Here is a 17812-nt window from a genome sequence, read left to right on the forward strand (position 1 = left end):
AAAGACGATCCCGAAGGATCGCCTTTTTTGTGCCTGCCCGTTACTCAATGCACGGTCAGAACGATCCCCACCCGCGTCAGCCAGTCGGCTTCGAGGCCAAAGTCAGCCTGAGTCAGTTGGTTTTCATCCAACCAGTTCTCCGGGAATTCCACGTCGAGGGTGTTGCCTTTGGCATGCAGCGTCACTTGCGGCATCGCCTGGGTACCACGGATGTGGTGGAACAGGATCGCGAAGCGCAGCAGCACGCACAGGCGGATCAGCTTGTCGCCGTCGTCACCGAACTCGGCGAACTTGTCCTTGGGGATGTTGCGGCGATGGCCGCGCACCAGCAGGGCGAGCATTTGCTGGTCTTCGCGGGAGAAACCGGCAAGGTCCGAGTGCTCGATCAGATAGGCGCCGTGCTTGTGATAGTGGTAGTGCGCGATGTCGAGGCCGACTTCGTGGACTTTCGCCGCCCAGCCCAGCAGTTCACGCCAGATGCCGTCATCCAGCTCCCAGTCTGCGGCGACCTGATCGAAGGCGTGCAGTGCCTTGCGTTCAACTCGCGCGGCTTGTTCCAGATCGACGTGATAGCGCTCCATCAGCGAAGTCAGGGTGCGTTCGCGCACGTCTTCGTGGTGATGGCGGCCGAGCAGGTCGTAGAGCACGCCTTCACGCAGTGCGCCTTCGCAATGATCCATGCGTTGCAGTTCGAGGGCGTCGAAGATCGCTTCGAGAATCGCCAGGCCAGCCGGGAAGATTGCCCGACGGTCAGGCTTGATGCCTTCGAAGTCGATCTTGTCGACGTCACCCAGTTTGAACAGACGACGCTTGAGCCAGGCCAGGCCTTCGGCATTCACTTCGCCGGTGCCATGCCCGCCGGCCTTCAGCGCCAGGCCGATGGCGCGGATGGTGCCCGAGGAGCCGATGGCTTCATCCCAGGTCAGGCGGTGCAGGGCGTGCTCGATGCTCATGATCTCCAGCCGCGCCGCAGTGTACGCTTGGGCGTAACGGGCCGGGGTGATCTTGCCGTCCTTGAAATAACGCTGAGTGAAGCTGACGCAGCCCATTTGCAGGCTTTCGCGCAGCAGCGGTTCAAAACGCTGCCCGATGATGAATTCGGTACTGCCGCCGCCGATGTCGGCCACGAGACGCTTGCCCGGGGTGTCGGCGAGGGTGTGCGAAACGCCCAGATAAATCAGCCGCGCTTCTTCACGGCCGGAGATGACTTCCACCGGGTGGCCAAGGATCTCTTCGGCGCGGTGGATGAATTCCAGGCGATTGCGTGCTTCGCGCAGGGCGTTGGTGCCGACGATCCGCACGGCGCCCAGTGGCATGCCGTTGATCAGTTGGGCAAAGCGCTTGAGGCAGTCGAGGCCACGCTGCATCGATTCTTCGTTGAGATGGCGCTCATCGTCGATACCGGCGGCGAGCTGCACTTTCTCTCCGAGGCGCTCCAGGATGCGGATTTCACCGTTCTGGGCCTTGGCCACGACCATGTGGAAGCTGTTGGAGCCCAGGTCGATTGCGGCGATCAGGGACAGATTCTTGGCTTTGGATTGCGGCATGGTCAGGGGGTCTCGGTCGATAACCCCGCCATCGTGCCACGATCAAACGCTGACGCCAACGCGCATGGTTCAAACCGTTGATCCTGCGCATAAAAGCTTGAGACCGCGGCGCGGCCATTCGCGAGCAGGCTCTCTCCCACAGGTTTTGCAGCGAACTCACCATAGTGGTCCAACAGAGATCCCTGTGGGAGCGAGCCTGCTCGCGAAGGCGTCCGCCCCATCACTGCGGCTATTTCAGGCTGTTGCTTCCACCGTGCCAATGAAATTCGCCAGCTCCGCCGACTGCGGATTGGCAAACAACACCTTCGGATCCCCCACCTCATGCACCTTGCCATGGTGCATGAACACCAGCTTGTCGCCGACTTCCCGGGCAAAGCGCATTTCGTGGGTGACCATGATCAGCGTCATGCCTTCCTTGGCCAGTTGGCGCACCACGGCGAGCACTTCATTGACCAGCTCCGGGTCCAGCGCCGAGGTGATCTCGTCGCACAGCAACACTTTCGGCGACATCGCCAGTGCCCGGGCAATCGCCACGCGCTGTTGCTGTCCGCCGGACAACCGATCCGGGAAGGCGTCGAACTTCTCCCCCAGCCCGACGCGTTCGAGCATCTTGCGCGCCAGTTCGGCCGCCTTGGCCTTCGGTACTTTCTGCACCACTTGCGGGGCGAGCATCACGTTTTCGCCGACGGTCAGGTGCGGGAACAGGTTGAACTGCTGGAACACCATGCCGACTTTCTGCCGCAGGCTGCGCAGGTCGGCGCGGGCGGCGTCGAGGTATTCGCCGTCGACTTCGATCACTCCGTCGTTGATTGACTCCAGGCCGTTGAGGGTGCGCAGCAGGGTCGATTTGCCCGAGCCGCTGCGGCCGATGATCGCCACCACCTGGCCTTCCTCGACGCTCAGGTCGATGCCTTTGAGCACGTGGTGATCGCCGTAGTATTTATGCAGGGCGGAAATTCTAAGCAGAGGCATGCAGTCTCCTTTCCAGGTAGCGCGCACTGAGCGACAAGGGGTAGCAGAGCAGGAAGTAGCCGAGGGCGACGAGGCCGTAGACCATGAACGGTTCGAAGGTGGCGTTGGCGAGCATGCCGCCGGTCTTGGTCAGCTCGGTGAAACCGATGATCGAGGTCACCGCAGTGCCCTTGACCACCTGCACCGAGAAGCCCACGGTCGGCGCCACGGCGATGCGTAGCGCCTGCGGCAGGATCACGTAGCGCAACTGCTCCAGCGGATTCAGCGCCAGACTCGACGAGGCTTCCCATTGGCCATTGGGGATCGCTTCGACGCAACCGCGCCAGATCTCCGCCAGATAGGCGCTGGTGAACAATGTCAGGGCAATGGCTGCCGCCATCCACGGCGAGATCTCGATCCCGGCCAGCGCCACGCCGAAGAACACCAGAAACAGCTGCATCAGCAGCGGTGTGCCCTGGAACAGCTCGATCCAGGTGCGAGCAATATTGCTCGATAACGGATTTTTCGAGATGCGCATGATCAGAATCAGCAGACCGACGATGCCGCCACCGATGAACGCTACCAGCGACAGCGCCAGTGTCCATTGCAGGCCGGTGAGCAGGTTGCGCAGGATGTCCCAGAAGGTGAAGTCGCTCATTGGCTGCTCCTCGCGATATAGCGGCGGCCGATCCAGTTCAGCAACTGGCGGATCAGCAGCGCCATGCACAGGTAGATCAGCGTGGTCAGCGCATAGGTTTCAAAGGCGCGGAAGTTGCGCGACTGAATGAAGTTGGCAGCGAAGCTCAACTCCTCGGTGGCGATTTGCGAACACACTGCCGAGCCGAGCATGACGATGATGATCTGGCTGCTCAGGGCCGGCCAGACCTTGCCCAGCGCCGGCAGCAGGACCACGTGGCGGAACGCTTCGAAACGGCTCATCGCCAATGCGGCAGCGGCCTCCAGTTGTCCGCGCGGAATCGCCTGGATGCCGGCGCGGATGATCTCGGTCGAATACGCGCCGAGGTTGATCACCATCGCCAGCACCGCCGCCTGCCACTCGGAAATCTGCACCCCGAGCGAGGGCAGGCCAAAGAAGATGAAGAACAGTTGCACCAGAAATGGCGTGTTGCGGATCAACTCGACGTAGACGCCGAAGAGTGCCGAGAACGGGCGGATGTTCCACGCCCGCACCAGCGCGCCGACGATGCCCACGCCGACCCCGAACAGCGCGCCAATCGCCGTCAGCTCCAGGGTGAACAGGGCGCCGCGCAGCAACAGGTCGGTGTTTTGCACCACCGGCATGAAATCGAACTGATAAGCCATCGATTGTCTCCAGCGCGACCGATCAGAGATCGGCCGGCAGCGGCTCTTTGAGCCAGGTCTGCGAGTTTTTCTCCAGCGCGCCGTCGGCCTTGGCGGTGGCGAGGATTTCGTTGACCTTGCCCAGCAGCGCGGGCTCGTTCTTGTTCACGCCGACGTAGACCGGCGAATCCTTGAGCTTCACTTTCAGCGCTGGCACGCGTTTCGGGTTCTTCTCGCTGATCGCCACCATCACCACGTTGCCGCTGGCGATCAGATCGACTTGCCCTGCGAGGTAGGCGGCGATGGTCGAGTTATTGTCCTCGAAGCGCTTGATGGTCACGCCTTCGGGGGCGACCTTGGTCAGCTCGATGTCTTCGATGGCGCCACGGGTGACGCTGATGGTTTTGCCCTTGAGGTCGTCGAGCGTAGTGACGGCGGCATCAGGCGGGCCGAACACCGCGAGGTAGAAAGGCGCGTAGGCGTGGGAGAAGTCGATGACTTTCTCGCGCTCCGGGTTCTTGCCGAGGCTGGAGATCACCAGGTCGACCTTGCCGGTGGTGAGGAACGGGATGCGGTTGGTGCTGTTGACCGGGGTCAGTTCGAGTTTGACCTTGAGCTGGTCGGCCAGCAGTTTTGCCGTGTCGATGTCCAGGCCACGGGGTTTCATATCCGGGCCGACCGAGCCGAATGGCGGGAAGTCCTGAGGCACGGCAACTTTCAGTGTGCCGCGTTTGACCACGTCTTCCAGGCCATCGGCGTGGGCGGGGATCTGGCTCAGCATCAGGCTGGAAAACAGAGCGGCGAGGAGGGCTCGGTAACGCAGGGTCATGGCAAATCTCCGGATCGACGGGAAGTGATTTCTGCGATCGGACAGAGCATGCGCCGTGCCAATACCCGGTTTTATCCCCGGCAGGCCACGGGTTTGCCGGGTTTGTTCGGTCTTACTGGTCTGAACAGTCAGGTTGTATTTCGCACCCCGATAGCGCACCGGCAGCGGGCGCCGAACCCTGCTGGGGCACGACTTGCCGGAACCGGCGAATAGCTTTACAACTAGCCGCACCTTGGCCTGGCTCGTCTGAAAAACCATGAACTCGATCTCCCGCGCCGTACCCGAAGTGGCGCTGCAAGCCATACGCAAACTGATCACTGAGCAGGGTTTCGGTGCGGGCGATGCGTTGCCGTCGCAACGGGATCTGGCGGTGCAACTGGGGGTCAGTCGGGCGTCGTTGCGCGAGGCGCTGTCGTCGCTCAGTGCGCTGGGCGTGGTCAGCATCCAGCCGGGCAAAGGCGTGTTCGTGCAGGCACCGGTGGACATTGCGCAGGGTGACAATGCGCCGGGCTGGCCGTTCGCAGCGCAGGCCTCGCCACTGGACATCTTTCAGTTGCGCTATGCGCTGGAGGGGTTTGCCGCCGGGCTGGCGGCGGTGACCTTAAGCACGTTTGACCTGGATGCGCTTGAGGACAACGTCGCGGCGATGCGTGAGCAATTGAAGGCCGGCGACTTCGAGGCCGCGGCGAAACTCGACTTCGAATTCCATCGGCGTATTCTGCTGGCCAGCGGCAATCAGGCGATGCTGAGCATCCTCACCGCCAGCGCCGAGATCTTTCTGGAGAGCCAGAAGCTACCGTTCATCCGCGCCGAACGGGCGATGGAAACCTGGCAGGAGCACCGCAAGATCCTTCGTGCACTGGCGCGCCGGGCATCCGCTGCGGCCCAGAAGGCCATGCAGGAACACGTGCGCAACGCCGCCCTGCGCACCGGAATTTCCTTCATTGCCCCCGCCACGGCGTGACTTGGGCTATACCCAAACTCATCGAGTGCCATAGCAAGACTCAATCAACTGCGGCTTCCTGAACAAGGGAAGGGCGGCTATGATGGGCCACGTTTTTTTGCTTACAACCTGGAGAATTCCATGAGCAGCGATCTTATCAAACACGTTAGCGACGCCAGCTTCGAAGCCGACGTACTCAAGGCCGAAGGCGCTGTACTGGTCGACTACTGGGCTGAATGGTGCGGCCCTTGCAAAATGATCGCTCCGGTTCTGGACGAGATTGCCGAGACTTACAAAGGCAAGCTGACCATCGCCAAACTGAACATCGACGAAAACCAGGAAACCCCGGCCAAGCACGGCGTGCGTGGTATCCCGACGCTGATGCTGTTCAAGAACGGCAACGTTGAAGCGACCAAAGTCGGCGCCCTGTCGAAGTCGCAACTGGCTGCTTTCCTCGACGCCAACATCTAAGCGTCGCAGTAAATCGCCGAAAAAAAGCCTCGCAATTTGCGGGGCTTTTTGCGTATTCAGGGCTAGACGCTCCGAAACTCAGGTGGTACATTCGGCCCCGCACTGGTTTCTCCACTGCCCCCTGCTAGCCGTCGCCGACGCACTCCTTTTCGAACAAGTTCGCGATCCTGTCGCCTTCTCCGCGGCGCGGCCTCATTAAGCCAAAAGCTTAATTCCCCCCCTCCATAAATGATTACGTCATTCCTATATGAATCTGACTGAACTCAAGCAAAAGCCGATTACCGAACTGCTCGAATTGGCCGAACAGATGGGCATAGAAAATATGGCCCGTTCGCGCAAGCAGGACGTGATTTTCTCCCTGCTGAAAAAGCACGCGAAAAGCGGCGAGGAAATCTCCGGTGATGGCGTGCTGGAGATTCTCCAGGACGGCTTCGGCTTCCTGCGCTCCGCTGACGCTTCCTACCTCGCCGGCCCGGACGATATCTACGTCTCGCCGAGCCAGATCCGTCGTTTCAACTTGCGCACCGGTGACACCATCGTTGGCAAGATCCGCCCTCCGAAGGAAGGCGAGCGTTACTTCGCTCTGCTCAAGGTCGACACGATCAACTTCGATCGTCCGGAGAACGCGAAGAACAAGATTCTCTTCGAGAACCTGACCCCGCTGTTCCCGACCGTGCGCATGAAGATGGAAGCCGGCAACGGTTCCACCGAAGACTTGACCGGTCGTGTGATCGACCTGTGCGCCCCGATCGGCAAAGGCCAGCGTGGTCTGATCGTTGCACCGCCGAAAGCCGGTAAGACGATCATGCTGCAGAACATCGCGGCGAACATCGCCCGTAACAACCCTGAAGTTCACCTGATCGTGCTGTTGATCGACGAACGTCCGGAAGAAGTAACCGAAATGCAGCGCACCGTGCGCGGCGAAGTGGTTGCCTCGACCTTCGACGAACCGCCGACCCGTCACGTGCAGGTTGCCGAAATGGTGATCGAGAAGGCCAAGCGCCTGGTCGAACACAAGAAGGATGTGGTGATCCTGCTCGACTCCATCACCCGTCTGGCCCGTGCCTACAACACCGTGATCCCGAGCTCCGGCAAGGTGCTGACCGGTGGTGTCGATGCTCACGCCCTGGAGAAACCGAAGCGTTTCTTCGGTGCTGCGCGCAACATCGAAGAAGGCGGCTCGCTGACCATTATCGCCACCGCGCTGGTTGAAACCGGCTCGAAGATGGACGAAGTGATCTACGAAGAGTTCAAGGGTACCGGCAACATGGAACTGCCTCTGGATCGCAAGATCGCCGAGAAGCGTGTGTTCCCGGCCATCAACATCAACCGTTCCGGCACCCGCCGCGAAGAGTTGCTGACCGCCGACGACGAACTGCAGCGCATGTGGATCCTGCGCAAGCTGCTGCACCCGATGGACGAAGTGGCTGCCATCGAGTTCCTGGTCGACAAGCTGAAAACGACCAAGACCAACGACGAGTTCTTCCTGTCGATGAAGCGCAAGTAACATCGCCGGTTGAACCGATAAAAAGGGCGCCCCTTTGGGGGGCGCCTTTTTTTTGCATGAAATTTACCCCGGCAATGGGAGGTTCCTGATCTGGTAAGGTCTGTGATCGGGCAACCCACAAACAGCGCTCGGAGCCTCTGTGAATAAGGCTCGAGCTGTACAAAAAACAACCACCTGATTGGCATTAAAGATTTTATGAGCACACTCGCTTATCGAAGGGATATCGACGGCCTGCGAGCAGTCGCGGTGATCGCCGTGGTGCTGTTCCATTTTGGCGTCCCGGGGTTTACCGGCGGTTTTGTCGGCGTGGACGTGTTCTTCGTGATTTCCGGCTACCTCATCACCTCGATCATCTGGAATCAGCGTCAGGCTGGCCGTTTCAGCTTCGTCGAGTTCTGGGCGCGGCGTGCGCGGCGGATTCTGCCGGCGCTGTTCGCGATGATCATTGCGGTGCTGGCGGTGGGCTGGTTCCTGCTGGCGCCCAAGGACTACGAAGAGCTGGGGCGTTCGGTGCGCTATCAGGTGACGTTCGTCTCGAACATCCTGTTCATGCGTCAGGACGGCTACTTCGACGTTGCCTCTGACCTGAAACCGCTGTTGCACACGTGGTCACTGGCGGTGGAGGAGCAGTTCTACATCTTCTTCCCGCTGCTGCTGACGTTGCTCTCGAGCCGCCTGAAACACTGGCGGCTGGCGCTGTTCGGCGTGCTGCTGGTGTCGTTCGGGCTGAGTGTGTGGGCGATCCAGCATCATCCGGAGAAAGCCTTCTTCCTGCTGCCGATGCGCGCCTGGGAGTTGCTCGCCGGGGCGATGCTGGCGATTGCGCCGAAACACGCCTGGCGCTTGAAACCGCTGGCCGCCCAGGCCTTGAGCCTGCTCGGCATGGGGTTGATCCTGCTGGCGGTGTTTGCCTATGACAAGTCGACGCCGTTCCCGGGTGTCACCGCGTTGCTGCCGGTGCTGGGCGTGGTGCTGCTGATTCTGGCCAACGGTCATCGCGAAACGCTGGTTGGTCAATTGTTGAGCAGTCGGGTGATGGTCGGCCTCGGGCTGATCTCCTATTCCTGGTATTTGTGGCACTGGCCGGTATTCGTGTTTTCCAGCTACGCCAGTGTCGATGAGCCGGGCGCGCTCGACACGGCCGGGTTGATTCTGCTGACCCTGGTGCTGGGTTATCTGTCATGGAAGTTCGTCGAAACGCCGTTCCGTGAACGGCGCCTGCTCGCCGGTCGTCGGCAGATTCTGCTGGCCGGTTTCTGCGGGATCCTGGTGCTCGGTCTGGCCGGGCAATCACTGCGCTGGACCGATGGCTTGCCATGGCGCCTGTCCGAGCAGGCGCTGCAATATGCCAAGGGCCGCGAGTGGCGGCCGGAGCTGATGGCATGTCTGGCGGACGACAAGACCCCTGACGACAAGCTGTTCTGCCATTACGGCGTGGCGGATCTGCCGACCCGCGCGCTGGTCTGGGGCGACAGCCATGCCACCGCGCTGATCCCGGTGTTCGATGACGGTGCCAAGGCCCACGGTGTCAGTGTGATTCTGGCCAGTTCTCCGGGTTGCATTCCGGTCGATGGGCTGGAGCATGACGGTGTTTGTGCACGCTTCAACAAGCGGGTCGAGCAGGGGCTGAAAACCCAGGCGATCAGCGATGTGGTGCTGGTCGCCCGCTGGAGCCTGTACCTGTACGGCGATGCCAAGGGTGATCTCGGGCATGTCTTGAGAACGCCAGACGGTCGTTACGATCGCGCCGAGGCGGAGCAGCGTTTTGCCGAAGGCCTGCGCACTCGCGTCGCACAATTGCGGGCAGCCGGGCATCGCGTATGGCTGGTGAAAGAGGCGCCGTTGCAGGCGTTCAGCCCGCCGTATCGGCTGACGCGGCTGGCGATGCTTGATCGCCCGGTGGATGACGTCGGACTGGCCGTCGAGGCGCACCACAAACGTCAGGTGTTCATCAGTCAGTTGTTCGCGCAGTTGGCGCAGAATGATCCGGCGGTGCGCGTGGTCGATCCGGCGCCGCGACTGTGTGATGAAAACGGCCTGTGCCACGCCGAACTCGGTGGGTATTCGCTGTACACCGATGACAATCACCTGTCCGAAGTCGGTGCGCGGTTTGTGGCGCCGATCCTCGAGCCGCTGTTTATCGGCCTGCAAGCCCGGGAAAACCGTGGAAAAGCACAGACGAATGCAGCCAAGTAAGCAGCGACAGGCTGCCACAGGGCTGCATAGCAGGTAGGATGTACGCCTATTTTGAGGGTGCCATCGTCAATGAAATTCAAGGATCTTCGGGATTTCGTGCAGCAGCTTGAGCAGCGCGGAGAGTTGAAACGCATCCAGATTCCCGTCTCGCCGATGCTGGAGATGACCGAGGTGTGCGACCGCACACTGCGGGCCAAGGGCCCGGCGCTGCTGTTCGAGAAGCCCACTGGCTACGACATCCCGGTGCTCGGCAACCTGTTCGGCACCCCCGAGCGGGTGGCCATGGGCATGGGCGCCGAGTCGGTCAGCGAACTGCGCGAGATCGGCAAGCTGCTGGCCTTCCTCAAGGAGCCGGAGCCGCCGAAGGGCTTGAAGGACGCGTGGTCGAAACTGCCGATCTTCCGCAAGATCATCTCGATGGCGCCGAAAGTCGTCAAAGACGCGGTGTGCCAGGAAGTGGTCATCGAAGGCGACGACGTCGACCTGGCGATGCTGCCGGTGCAGACCTGCTGGCCCGGCGACGTCGGCCCGCTGATCACTTGGGGCCTGACCGTCACCAAAGGCCCGAACAAGGACCGCCAGAACCTCGGTATCTACCGTCAGCAAGTGATCGGCCGCAACAAGGTGATCATGCGCTGGCTCAGCCATCGTGGCGGTGCACTGGACTTCCGTGAGTGGTGCGAGAAGCATCCGGGCCAGCCGTTCCCGGTCTCCGTGGCGCTGGGCGCCGACCCTGCGACCATCCTCGGCGCCGTGACGCCGGTGCCGGACAGCCTCTCCGAATACGCTTTCGCCGGTCTGTTGCGCGGTAACCGCACCGAGCTGGTCAAGTGCCGTGGCAACGACCTGCAGGTGCCGGCCACTGCCGAGATCATCCTCGAAGGGGTGATTCATCCGGGCGAAATGGCCGACGAAGGCCCGTACGGCGACCACACCGGTTACTACAACGAAGTCGACAGCTTCCCGGTGTTCACCGTCGAGCGCATTACCCACCGGATCAAGCCGATCTATCACAGCACCTACACCGGCCGTCCACCGGATGAGCCGGCGATTCTCGGCGTGGCGCTGAACGAAGTGTTCGTGCCGATCCTGCAGAAGCAGTTCCCGGAGATCACCGATTTCTATCTGCCGCCCGAAGGCTGCTCGTACCGCATGGCCGTGGTGACGATGAAGAAGTCGTATCCGGGGCATGCCAAGCGCGTGATGCTCGGTGTCTGGTCGTTTTTGCGACAGTTCATGTACACCAAGTTCGTTATCGTCACTGACGACGATATCAACGCCCGGGACTGGAACGACGTGATCTGGGCCATCACCACGCGCATGGACCCCAAGCGCGACACAGTGATGATCGACAACACGCCGATCGACTACCTCGACTTCGCCTCGCCGGTGTCCGGCCTGGGCTCGAAAATGGGCCTGGATGCCACCCACAAGTGGCCGGGCGAAACCACTCGCGAGTGGGGCCGCGTAATCGTCAAGGACGACGCCGTCACCCAGCGGATCGATGCCATCTGGAATCAGTTAGGAATAGATTGATGCGTGTAACCCTGCAGCCCTCCGGAGCGGTGCTTGAGATACAGCCCGGCGAGCGGATTCTCGATGGTGCGCGGCGCCTGGGCTACGACTGCCCGCAAAGCTGCCGCAACGGCAATTGCCACGTGTGTGCGGCGCTGTTGGTGGAAGGCCGGGTCGAGCAGGCCGGCAAGGTGCATGACCACGGCGAGTTCTACACTTGCATAGCCGAGCCGCTGGAAGACTGCGTCCTGCTGTGGGATGGCGTGCTCGCGCTGGGAGAACTGCCGGTGCGCAGCCTGTCGTGTCAGGTCATCGAATGCCGGGATGTCGGCAGCGACACCTGGCGCGTGCGTCTGCGTGCGCCGGCCGGCAAGCCGCCGCGTTATCACGCCGGGCAGTACCTGATGATCGAGCGTGAAAACGGCGAGAAGTCGGCGTTCTCCATGGCCTCGGCGCCGCACGGCGGGCGTGATCTGGAAATCCACGTGCTGGCCCGCGAAGCCAGTGCCCTGAGTCTGATCGAGCAACTGCAGCGCAACCCGCTGGTGCGCGTCGAACTGCCGTTCGGCGACACGCACCTCGCCGAATTGCCTGACGGGCCGCTGGTGCTGATCGCCGCCGGCACCGGCATGGGCCAGATCCACAGCCTGATCGAACACTGCCGCGCCAACGGCTTCAAACACCCGGTGCATCTGTATTGGGGTGTACGCCGTCCGGAAGATTTCTACGAGATCGAACATTGGGACGAATGGTTGAAGCTGCCCAATCTGTTCCTGCACAAAGTCGTCAGCGACCAGTGCGGTTGGGAAGGGCGCTGCGGGATGTTGCACCAGGCCGTGTGTGAAGACTTCGCGGATCTGAAGCCCTTGCACGTCTACGCCAGCGGCTCGCCGGCGATGGTCTACGGCACTCTGGATGCGCTGGTGGAAGCCGGGATGGATGCGCACCAGATGCGCGCCGATGTATTTGCGTATGCGCCTCGGTCTTGAACCGCGCCCCTAGAAACGTACGCCGCTAGTCACCATCGCCGCATTGGCGCCGAGAAATACCAGCTCGGCGGCCAATGGGCCGTAGTGAGTCCCGACGGACGGAATGATCACCGGCGCAACGCCGTAGCGGTTCAAAGGAATCTTGTCCTTGTAATCACCGTGATAACCCTGCAACAGCCCACCCGTGAGTTTCAGATACACCGGGTACTCGCTGCTGTCATAGCGCTTGCCGACATAGGCATAGTTCGAACGCTGACGAAACGAATTGCGGAAAGTTGCCCCGCCAAATACCCAGCCGGAAGCCTGATTGCGTTCGATGCCGATCAAGTCCTGATGATTATTGTGTTCGGGGTCGGGCGAGTAATGTCGGGTGTAGACACTGGTCTGGGTATACCAGAAACCTTTGCCTTGCGCATTGTCCTCGGCCAATGCATGGCCGGCCTGAGTCATCAGTAATGCGGTCAATAGTCTCGGGATTTTCATTGAGCAGCCTCGGTTAAACGGGATGGCTTGCGCCAGAGGAAGGCCGTTATACGTAGGCGTTCAGCGACGGAGAAGAAAGAAAGTCCGACATTTTAGTAGGAAGTTTCCCGCGCCTTCATGAACGAAACCTGAACAAGCGAAGGCTTATGCATATTTCATTCGGGTATTTAAGATATTTCTGCAATGGTATTAGGCTATATAAAGCCGCATAGCCGGGGCTGATAACCCCCAGTAGCGCTATCGGGCAGGCCATACATCCTTTAGCACTTTTCGTTTTACAGTTACTGCTATATGTTCTATCCAGCGAATTGTGCTTACATCTTGTAATACTTGCGGGGCCGAACACTTCCGTCATGACAGCCATTGAATCTGCTTTTGTGAATCTGGCTTACCCTCCGCGGCTCGATCTGGGGCCGCAGCTGACCCACGAACAACTTCTCGTCTCGATGCAATCGACCATGGCGCGCCACAAGGGCGGCCCGGTGTGGCTGTTCGCCTACGGTTCGCTGATCTGGCGCCCGGAATGTACGGCGGTGGAGCGGGTGCGCGGACGAGTCCATGGCTACCATCGTGGCTTGTACCTGTGGTCGCATGAGCATCGCGGAACGCCGGAAATGCCCGGGCTGGTATTTGGTCTGGATCGCGGCGGTTCATGCAGCGGCTTCGCCTATCGGCTGCCGGAAGAGAACCTCGACGCTGCGCTGTACGCGCTGTGGAAACGCGAGATGCCGTTCCCGTCCTATCGCCCGCACTGGCTGAACTGCCGGCTCGAAGATGGCAGTCAGGTTCAGGCGTTAGGGTTTGTTTTGGAGCGACACCTGCCCAGCTATGCCGGCAACTTGCCGGATCACGTGCTGAGTCAGGTGTTCGAAAGCGCTTGCGGGCGTTACGGCACCACTCGTGATTATGTCGAGCAGACCGCCCACGCCCTGCGCAGCCACGCCATGCCGGATCGAAATCTGGAGGCGCGGCTCAAGCGCTGTCAGTCAAAAGCCGATCAGGCGACGGCTTCGCGGCTCTGACTGGCGACTTGCTTGTGCCATAGGGTCGGGGCCAGGAAGGCCATCGACAGCAGGCAAGCGCCCACCAGCAGGACAAAACCACCGTTCCAGCCGAAGTGGTCAACGGTGTAGCCCATCGCCGCACTCGCCGCGACCGACCCCCCCAGATAGCCGAACAGACCGGTAAAGCCCGCTGCCGTACCGGCGGCTTTCTTCGGTGCCAGTTCCAGCGCCTGCAGGCCGATCAGCATCACCGGGCCATAGATCAGGAAGCCGATCGAGAACAGCGCGATCATGTCCACCGTCGGGTTGCCGGCCGGGTTCAGCCAGTACACTAGCGTAGCCACGGTCACCAGCGCCATGAACACCATGCCGGTCAGGCCACGATTGCCACGGAAGATCTTGTCCGACATCCAGCCGCACAGCAGCGTGCCCGGAATGCCCGCCCACTCGTAGAAGAAATAGGCCCACGAGGTTTTATCCACGGTGAAACCTTTGGCTTCTTTCAGGTAGGTCGGCGCCCAATCCAGTACGCCGTAGCGCAGCAGGTAAACGAACACGTTGGCCATGGCGATGTACCAGAGCATTTTGTTGCGCAGCACGTATTTGACGAAAATTTCCTTGGCGCTGAATTCGTCTTCGTGGCTGGCGTCGTAGCCTTCCGGGTAATCGTTCTTGTACTTCTCGATCGGCGGCAGGCCGACCGATTGCGGGGTGTCGCGCATGGTGATGAAGGCAAACACCGCCACGCCCAGCGCCACCGCTGCCGGAACGTAGAAGGCTGCGTGCCAGTCATTGAACAGGCCCATGCCGATCAGGAACAGCGGGCCGATCAGACCGCCACCGACGTTATGCGCCACGTTCCACACCGAAACCACGCCGCCACGTTCCTTCTGCGACCACCAGTGCACCATGGTGCGTCCGCTCGGCGGCCAGCCCATGCCTTGGGCCCAGCCGTTGATGAACAGCAGGATGAACATCATGGTCACGCTGGAAGTCGCCCAAGGCGCAAAACCGAAAATGAACATCACCCCGGCTGACACCAGCAGGCCGAATGGCAGGAAGTAGCGCGGGTTGGAACGGTCGGACACCAGGCCCATCAGGAACTTCGACAGACCGTAGGCAATGGCGATGGCCGACATCGCCAGACCCAGATCGCCACGGCTGTAGCCTTCGTCGATCAGGTACGGCATGGCCAGCGAGAAGTTTTTGCGCAGCAGGTAGTAACCCGCGTAGCCAAAGAAGATACCGGCGAAGATCTGCCAGCGCAGGCGTCGGTAAGTACTGTCTATTTTTTCTTCAGGCAATGGAGCCTGATGTGCGGCAGGACGAAAGAAAGCAAACATTCAAGAGCTCCAGATTTCTTGTTTTGACTGCGGATGCGAATGTTACAGTTTCGTTACCGAAAATAGCACCGGTTCGCATTGGCAAAACAGGGGAAATGTTGGAATTCGCGCGTTCTTTTACGAACCTGTCGCTCAGCTGTAAGAACAGGGCGTTTTCACCACTTATCTACCTGGAGTGACTTAGACTCGCGGCCCGTTCAGCCGATTGATCAGCCGAGATAAGCAATGTCACTGAAGGTTCGCATGTTGGTGCCGAGATTTTTGGTGGCAGCTGGACTTGCCGTCGTGTTGCTGACATTGATCGTCACCGATCATCCTTCTCATTCCGGCCTGCGCAACGCCACGGTGCTGATCATTCGGCATGCGGAAAAACCGGATACGGGATCGGTGCTCAATGCCCGAGGCGAGCAACGCGCCGCCGCCTACGTCGACTATTTCAATCCGCTGAAACTCGACTGCCAGACGTTCATCCCCCAGCGTTTGATCGCTGCCGGCGATACCCCGGAAAGTTCGCGCTCACGCCTGACCCTGACCCCGTTGGCCCAGCGCTTGAACCTTGCGATCGAGCAGCCTTACGTCAATGGCGATCTGCATCAACTGGTCAAACTGTTGCGCAAGAGCAATCAGGCGCAGACGGTGCTGATCGCCTGGCACCACGGCCATATCAATAAACTGATCAAAGCCTTCGGCGGCGACCCCACAGCGCTGATGGGCCAGGAAAAATGGCCGGATGAGGTCTTTGACTGGCTGATCGTCCTGCGCTTCGATGACAAGGGCCGGCTGATTCCGTCGCGCAGTCTGAAGGTGCAGGAGCACTTGTTGCCGGGCGACGTTGCTGGTGCGAGCGGCGGCTAAACGTCCGTCAGAAAATGTACCTGCCGTCATTTGCCCAGCGGTTTCGTCGGATTTCCCATCGGGATCAGGAAATGTCCTGCATTCAATAGCGAAGCTGCGCCATTCAGTAAAAAGACAGTGCTCCTTAAACTTTCTGTTGTTGCCGGACAGGCATCTCAATAGGGAAGGGGCGCGATCATGCGGTGGTTTTTTGCAGGGCTTTTATTGACGATCTTCAGTCTTGCACTGGCGGCAGAAGGGTTACTCATACCTGAAAACAACCCGCAGCCGATTTACCCGAAGAGGTTGTCCAGGGCAGGGGTCGAAGGCGAGGTCAGGGTCAGCTTTATCGTCAAGGCGGATGGCTCGGTCAGCGCGATCGACACTGTGCAGAGTGATCACCCCGATCTGGCGGAGGCGGTCAGAGACGCAATAACACAGTGGCGCTTCAAGCCCTGGACGGTTGAAGACGGTCGGCCTGCGGAGCAGCCCGTTGTGGCGCCGATGCTCTTTCGATTGGCCAGAGATCAGCCGATCGACATCAACCAGTGGCTGAAGTCAGTAAAGTGTCGCGGCATCAATGACAATTTCAGGAACATGCCTGAGCATGCCTGGGTCGATGCACAAGTGTTTAATTACACCCGTGCTTACGTTTCCAACGTGATTCTCAAGAGTCAGATGGCCGATGAACAGCGTCTGGCGATCATCGCCAAGATGAACCGGCGTGTACCGATGATCGTCAGAGGCTGCCGGGAAGCCCCTATGCGTAGCTACATGAGTTTTCTGCCGGGAGAGGTTCGTGAGTTGCTTTAATAGCCAGCGACGCTGGGTTGCTGCCTGGCGCGAATCAGGCCGGCGCCGAGAGTCACCGGCCTGCAAAAACTCAGCGCACCTGCACCACCACCTTGCCCACCGCCTTGCGCTGCCCCAGATCGTTGATCGCCTGCGCCGCGTTGCTCAGCGGATACACCTGCGACACCAGCGGTTTCAACTTGCCCTCGGCGAACCAGCCGAACAGTTGCTGGAAGTTCGCCGCGTTGTCCTGCGGCTGGCGCTGGGCAAAGGAGCCCCAGAACACGCCGAGTACCGCGGCGCCCTTGAGCAGGGCGAGGTTGACCGGCAGCTCGGGGATGCGTCCGCTGGCGAAGCCGACCACCAGCAGGCGGCCGTTCCAGGCGATGGCGCGGATGGCCTGGTCAAACAGGTCGCCACCGACCGGGTCGTAGATCACGTCGGCGCCCTGGCCGTCGGTGAGGCGTTTGATTTCGTCCTTGAGGCTGGTTTCGCTGTAGTTGATCAGTTCATCGGCACCGGCGGCCTTGGCCACGGCGAGTTTTTCCGTGCTGCTGGCGGCGGCGATGACCCGGGCACCCATGGCTTTGCCGATTTCCACCGCCGCCAGACCGACGCCACCGGAAGCGCCGAGCACCAGCAGGGTCTCGCCCGGTTGCAGGTTGGCCCGTTGCTTGAGGGCGTGCATCGAAGTGCCGTAGGTCATGCTGAACGCGGCGGCGGTGTTGAAATCCATCGACGGCGGGATCGGCAGCACGTTGTAGCCCGGCACCGCGACCTGTTCGGCGAAGCTGCCCCAGCCGGTCAGGGCCATGACCCGGTCGCCGACTTTCAGGTGGCTGACTTTCTCACCGACGGCGCTGACCACGCCGGCCGCTTCGCCCCCCGGCGAAAACGGGAAGGGCGGCTTGAACTGATACTTGCCCTCGATGATCAGCGTGTCCGGGAAGTTGACCCCGGCGGCGTGCACCTCCAGCAGGATTTCGTTCTTCTTCGCGACAGGACTGGCGACGTCTTCCAGCACCAGCGATTCGGCAGGGCCGAAGGCTTTGCACAGCACGGCTTTCATCAGGGCTATTCCTTTGGGAGTGATGGCCGATAAGTGT

General features: G+C 60.7%; 17 protein-coding genes. 9 read left to right on the forward strand and 8 right to left on the reverse strand.

Annotated features, from left to right (window positions below; genetic code table 11):
• Positions 1-44: 44 nt before the first annotated feature.
• From ppx to ACM6I7_RS13680, 5 genes are all read right to left on the reverse strand, one after another.
• A complete protein-coding gene (gene ppx / locus ACM6I7_RS13660; RefSeq protein ID WP_027610472.1) occupies positions 45-1547 on the reverse strand; it encodes an exopolyphosphatase in 1503 nt (500 codons plus the stop codon).
• Positions 1548-1781: 234 nt separating this feature from the next.
• The gene (locus ACM6I7_RS13665; RefSeq protein ID WP_096796122.1) at positions 1782-2519 is read right to left on the reverse strand and encodes an amino acid ABC transporter ATP-binding protein; all 738 of its coding nucleotides are present in this window, start codon (positions 2517-2519) and stop codon (positions 1782-1784) included.
• Positions 2506-3156 carry an amino acid ABC transporter permease gene (locus ACM6I7_RS13670; RefSeq protein ID WP_150370105.1) on the reverse strand — a complete coding sequence of 217 codons (651 nt, stop codon included), beginning with the start codon at positions 3154-3156 and terminating at the stop codon, positions 2506-2508. Before ACM6I7_RS13670 ends, ACM6I7_RS13665 begins: the two co-directional genes overlap by 14 nt.
• Complete coding sequence (locus ACM6I7_RS13675) at positions 3153-3821, reverse strand: amino acid ABC transporter permease (RefSeq protein WP_027610474.1); 669 nt, start codon at positions 3819-3821, stop codon at positions 3153-3155. The genes ACM6I7_RS13670 and ACM6I7_RS13675 overlap by 4 nt, the downstream gene beginning before the upstream one ends.
• A 22-nt stretch (positions 3822-3843) precedes the next feature.
• A complete protein-coding gene (locus ACM6I7_RS13680) occupies positions 3844-4629 on the reverse strand; it encodes a transporter substrate-binding domain-containing protein (RefSeq protein WP_096796124.1) in 786 nt (261 codons plus the stop codon).
• Between the two features lie 256 nt (positions 4630-4885).
• Here ACM6I7_RS13680 and ACM6I7_RS13685 point away from each other — a divergent pair, with 256 nt between their 5' ends.
• The 6 genes from ACM6I7_RS13685 (at position 4886) to ACM6I7_RS13710 (ending at position 12250) form a co-directional block, all read left to right on the forward strand.
• The gene (locus ACM6I7_RS13685; RefSeq protein ID WP_097089549.1) at positions 4886-5593 is read left to right on the forward strand and encodes a FadR/GntR family transcriptional regulator; all 708 of its coding nucleotides are present in this window, start codon (positions 4886-4888) and stop codon (positions 5591-5593) included.
• A gap of 120 nt (positions 5594-5713) precedes the next feature.
• Positions 5714-6043, forward strand: a complete 330-nt coding sequence (gene trxA / locus ACM6I7_RS13690; RefSeq protein ID WP_003177349.1) for a thioredoxin TrxA — start codon at positions 5714-5716, stop codon at positions 6041-6043.
• A 247-nt stretch (positions 6044-6290) separates the two neighbouring features.
• Positions 6291-7550 carry a transcription termination factor Rho gene (rho, locus tag ACM6I7_RS13695; RefSeq protein ID WP_003229334.1) on the forward strand — a complete coding sequence of 420 codons (1260 nt, stop codon included), beginning with the start codon at positions 6291-6293 and terminating at the stop codon, positions 7548-7550.
• 195 nt (positions 7551-7745) lie between these two features.
• Complete coding sequence (locus ACM6I7_RS13700; RefSeq protein ID WP_414888727.1) at positions 7746-9746, forward strand: acyltransferase family protein; 2001 nt, start codon at positions 7746-7748, stop codon at positions 9744-9746.
• Between the two features lie 69 nt (positions 9747-9815).
• A complete protein-coding gene (gene ubiD, locus ACM6I7_RS13705; protein ID WP_414888729.1) occupies positions 9816-11282 on the forward strand; it encodes a 4-hydroxy-3-polyprenylbenzoate decarboxylase in 1467 nt (488 codons plus the stop codon).
• Complete coding sequence (locus ACM6I7_RS13710; protein WP_414888730.1) at positions 11282-12250, forward strand: CDP-6-deoxy-delta-3,4-glucoseen reductase; 969 nt, start codon at positions 11282-11284, stop codon at positions 12248-12250. The genes ubiD and ACM6I7_RS13710 overlap by 1 nt, the downstream gene beginning before the upstream one ends.
• 9 nt (positions 12251-12259) lie before the next feature.
• Here the strand turns inward: ACM6I7_RS13710 and ACM6I7_RS13715 are convergent, their stop codons facing one another.
• Positions 12260-12733 (reverse strand): sn-glycerol-3-phosphate transporter, encoded by a 474-nt coding sequence (locus ACM6I7_RS13715; RefSeq protein WP_414888731.1) that lies wholly within the window; start codon positions 12731-12733, stop codon positions 12260-12262.
• Positions 12734-13086: 353 nt separating this feature from the next.
• On the opposite strand from ACM6I7_RS13715, the gene ACM6I7_RS13720 reads away from it, so the two are divergent.
• Entirely contained in the window at positions 13087-13755 is a 669-nt protein-coding gene (locus tag ACM6I7_RS13720) for a gamma-glutamylcyclotransferase (protein WP_047596692.1), read from the forward strand.
• Here the strand turns inward: ACM6I7_RS13720 and glpT are convergent.
• On the reverse strand, positions 13731-15080 hold the full coding sequence (glpT, locus tag ACM6I7_RS13725) for a glycerol-3-phosphate transporter (protein ID WP_027610481.1): 1350 nt from the start codon (positions 15078-15080) through the stop codon (positions 13731-13733). The two genes, ACM6I7_RS13720 and glpT, sit on opposite strands and share 25 nt — an antisense overlap.
• Before the next feature lie 225 nt (positions 15081-15305).
• Between glpT and ACM6I7_RS13730 the strand changes: the two genes are divergently transcribed.
• A complete protein-coding gene (locus ACM6I7_RS13730) occupies positions 15306-15935 on the forward strand; it encodes a flagellar basal body-associated protein FliL (protein ID WP_414888732.1) in 630 nt (209 codons plus the stop codon).
• Between the two features lie 177 nt (positions 15936-16112).
• Positions 16113-16727 (forward strand): energy transducer TonB, encoded by a 615-nt coding sequence (locus ACM6I7_RS13735; RefSeq protein ID WP_097089558.1) that lies wholly within the window; start codon positions 16113-16115, stop codon positions 16725-16727.
• 70 nt (positions 16728-16797) lie between these two features.
• On the opposite strand, the gene ACM6I7_RS13740 is transcribed toward ACM6I7_RS13735, so the two are convergent.
• Positions 16798-17775, reverse strand: a complete 978-nt coding sequence (locus tag ACM6I7_RS13740) for an NADPH:quinone oxidoreductase family protein (RefSeq protein WP_097089560.1) — start codon at positions 17773-17775, stop codon at positions 16798-16800.
• Between the last annotated feature and the right edge of the window lie 37 nt (positions 17776-17812).

It is taken from the genome of Pseudomonas sp. IT-93MI4 (assembly GCF_949767635.1).
Taxonomy (GTDB): Bacteria; Pseudomonadota; Gammaproteobacteria; order Pseudomonadales; family Pseudomonadaceae; genus Aquipseudomonas; species Aquipseudomonas putida_A.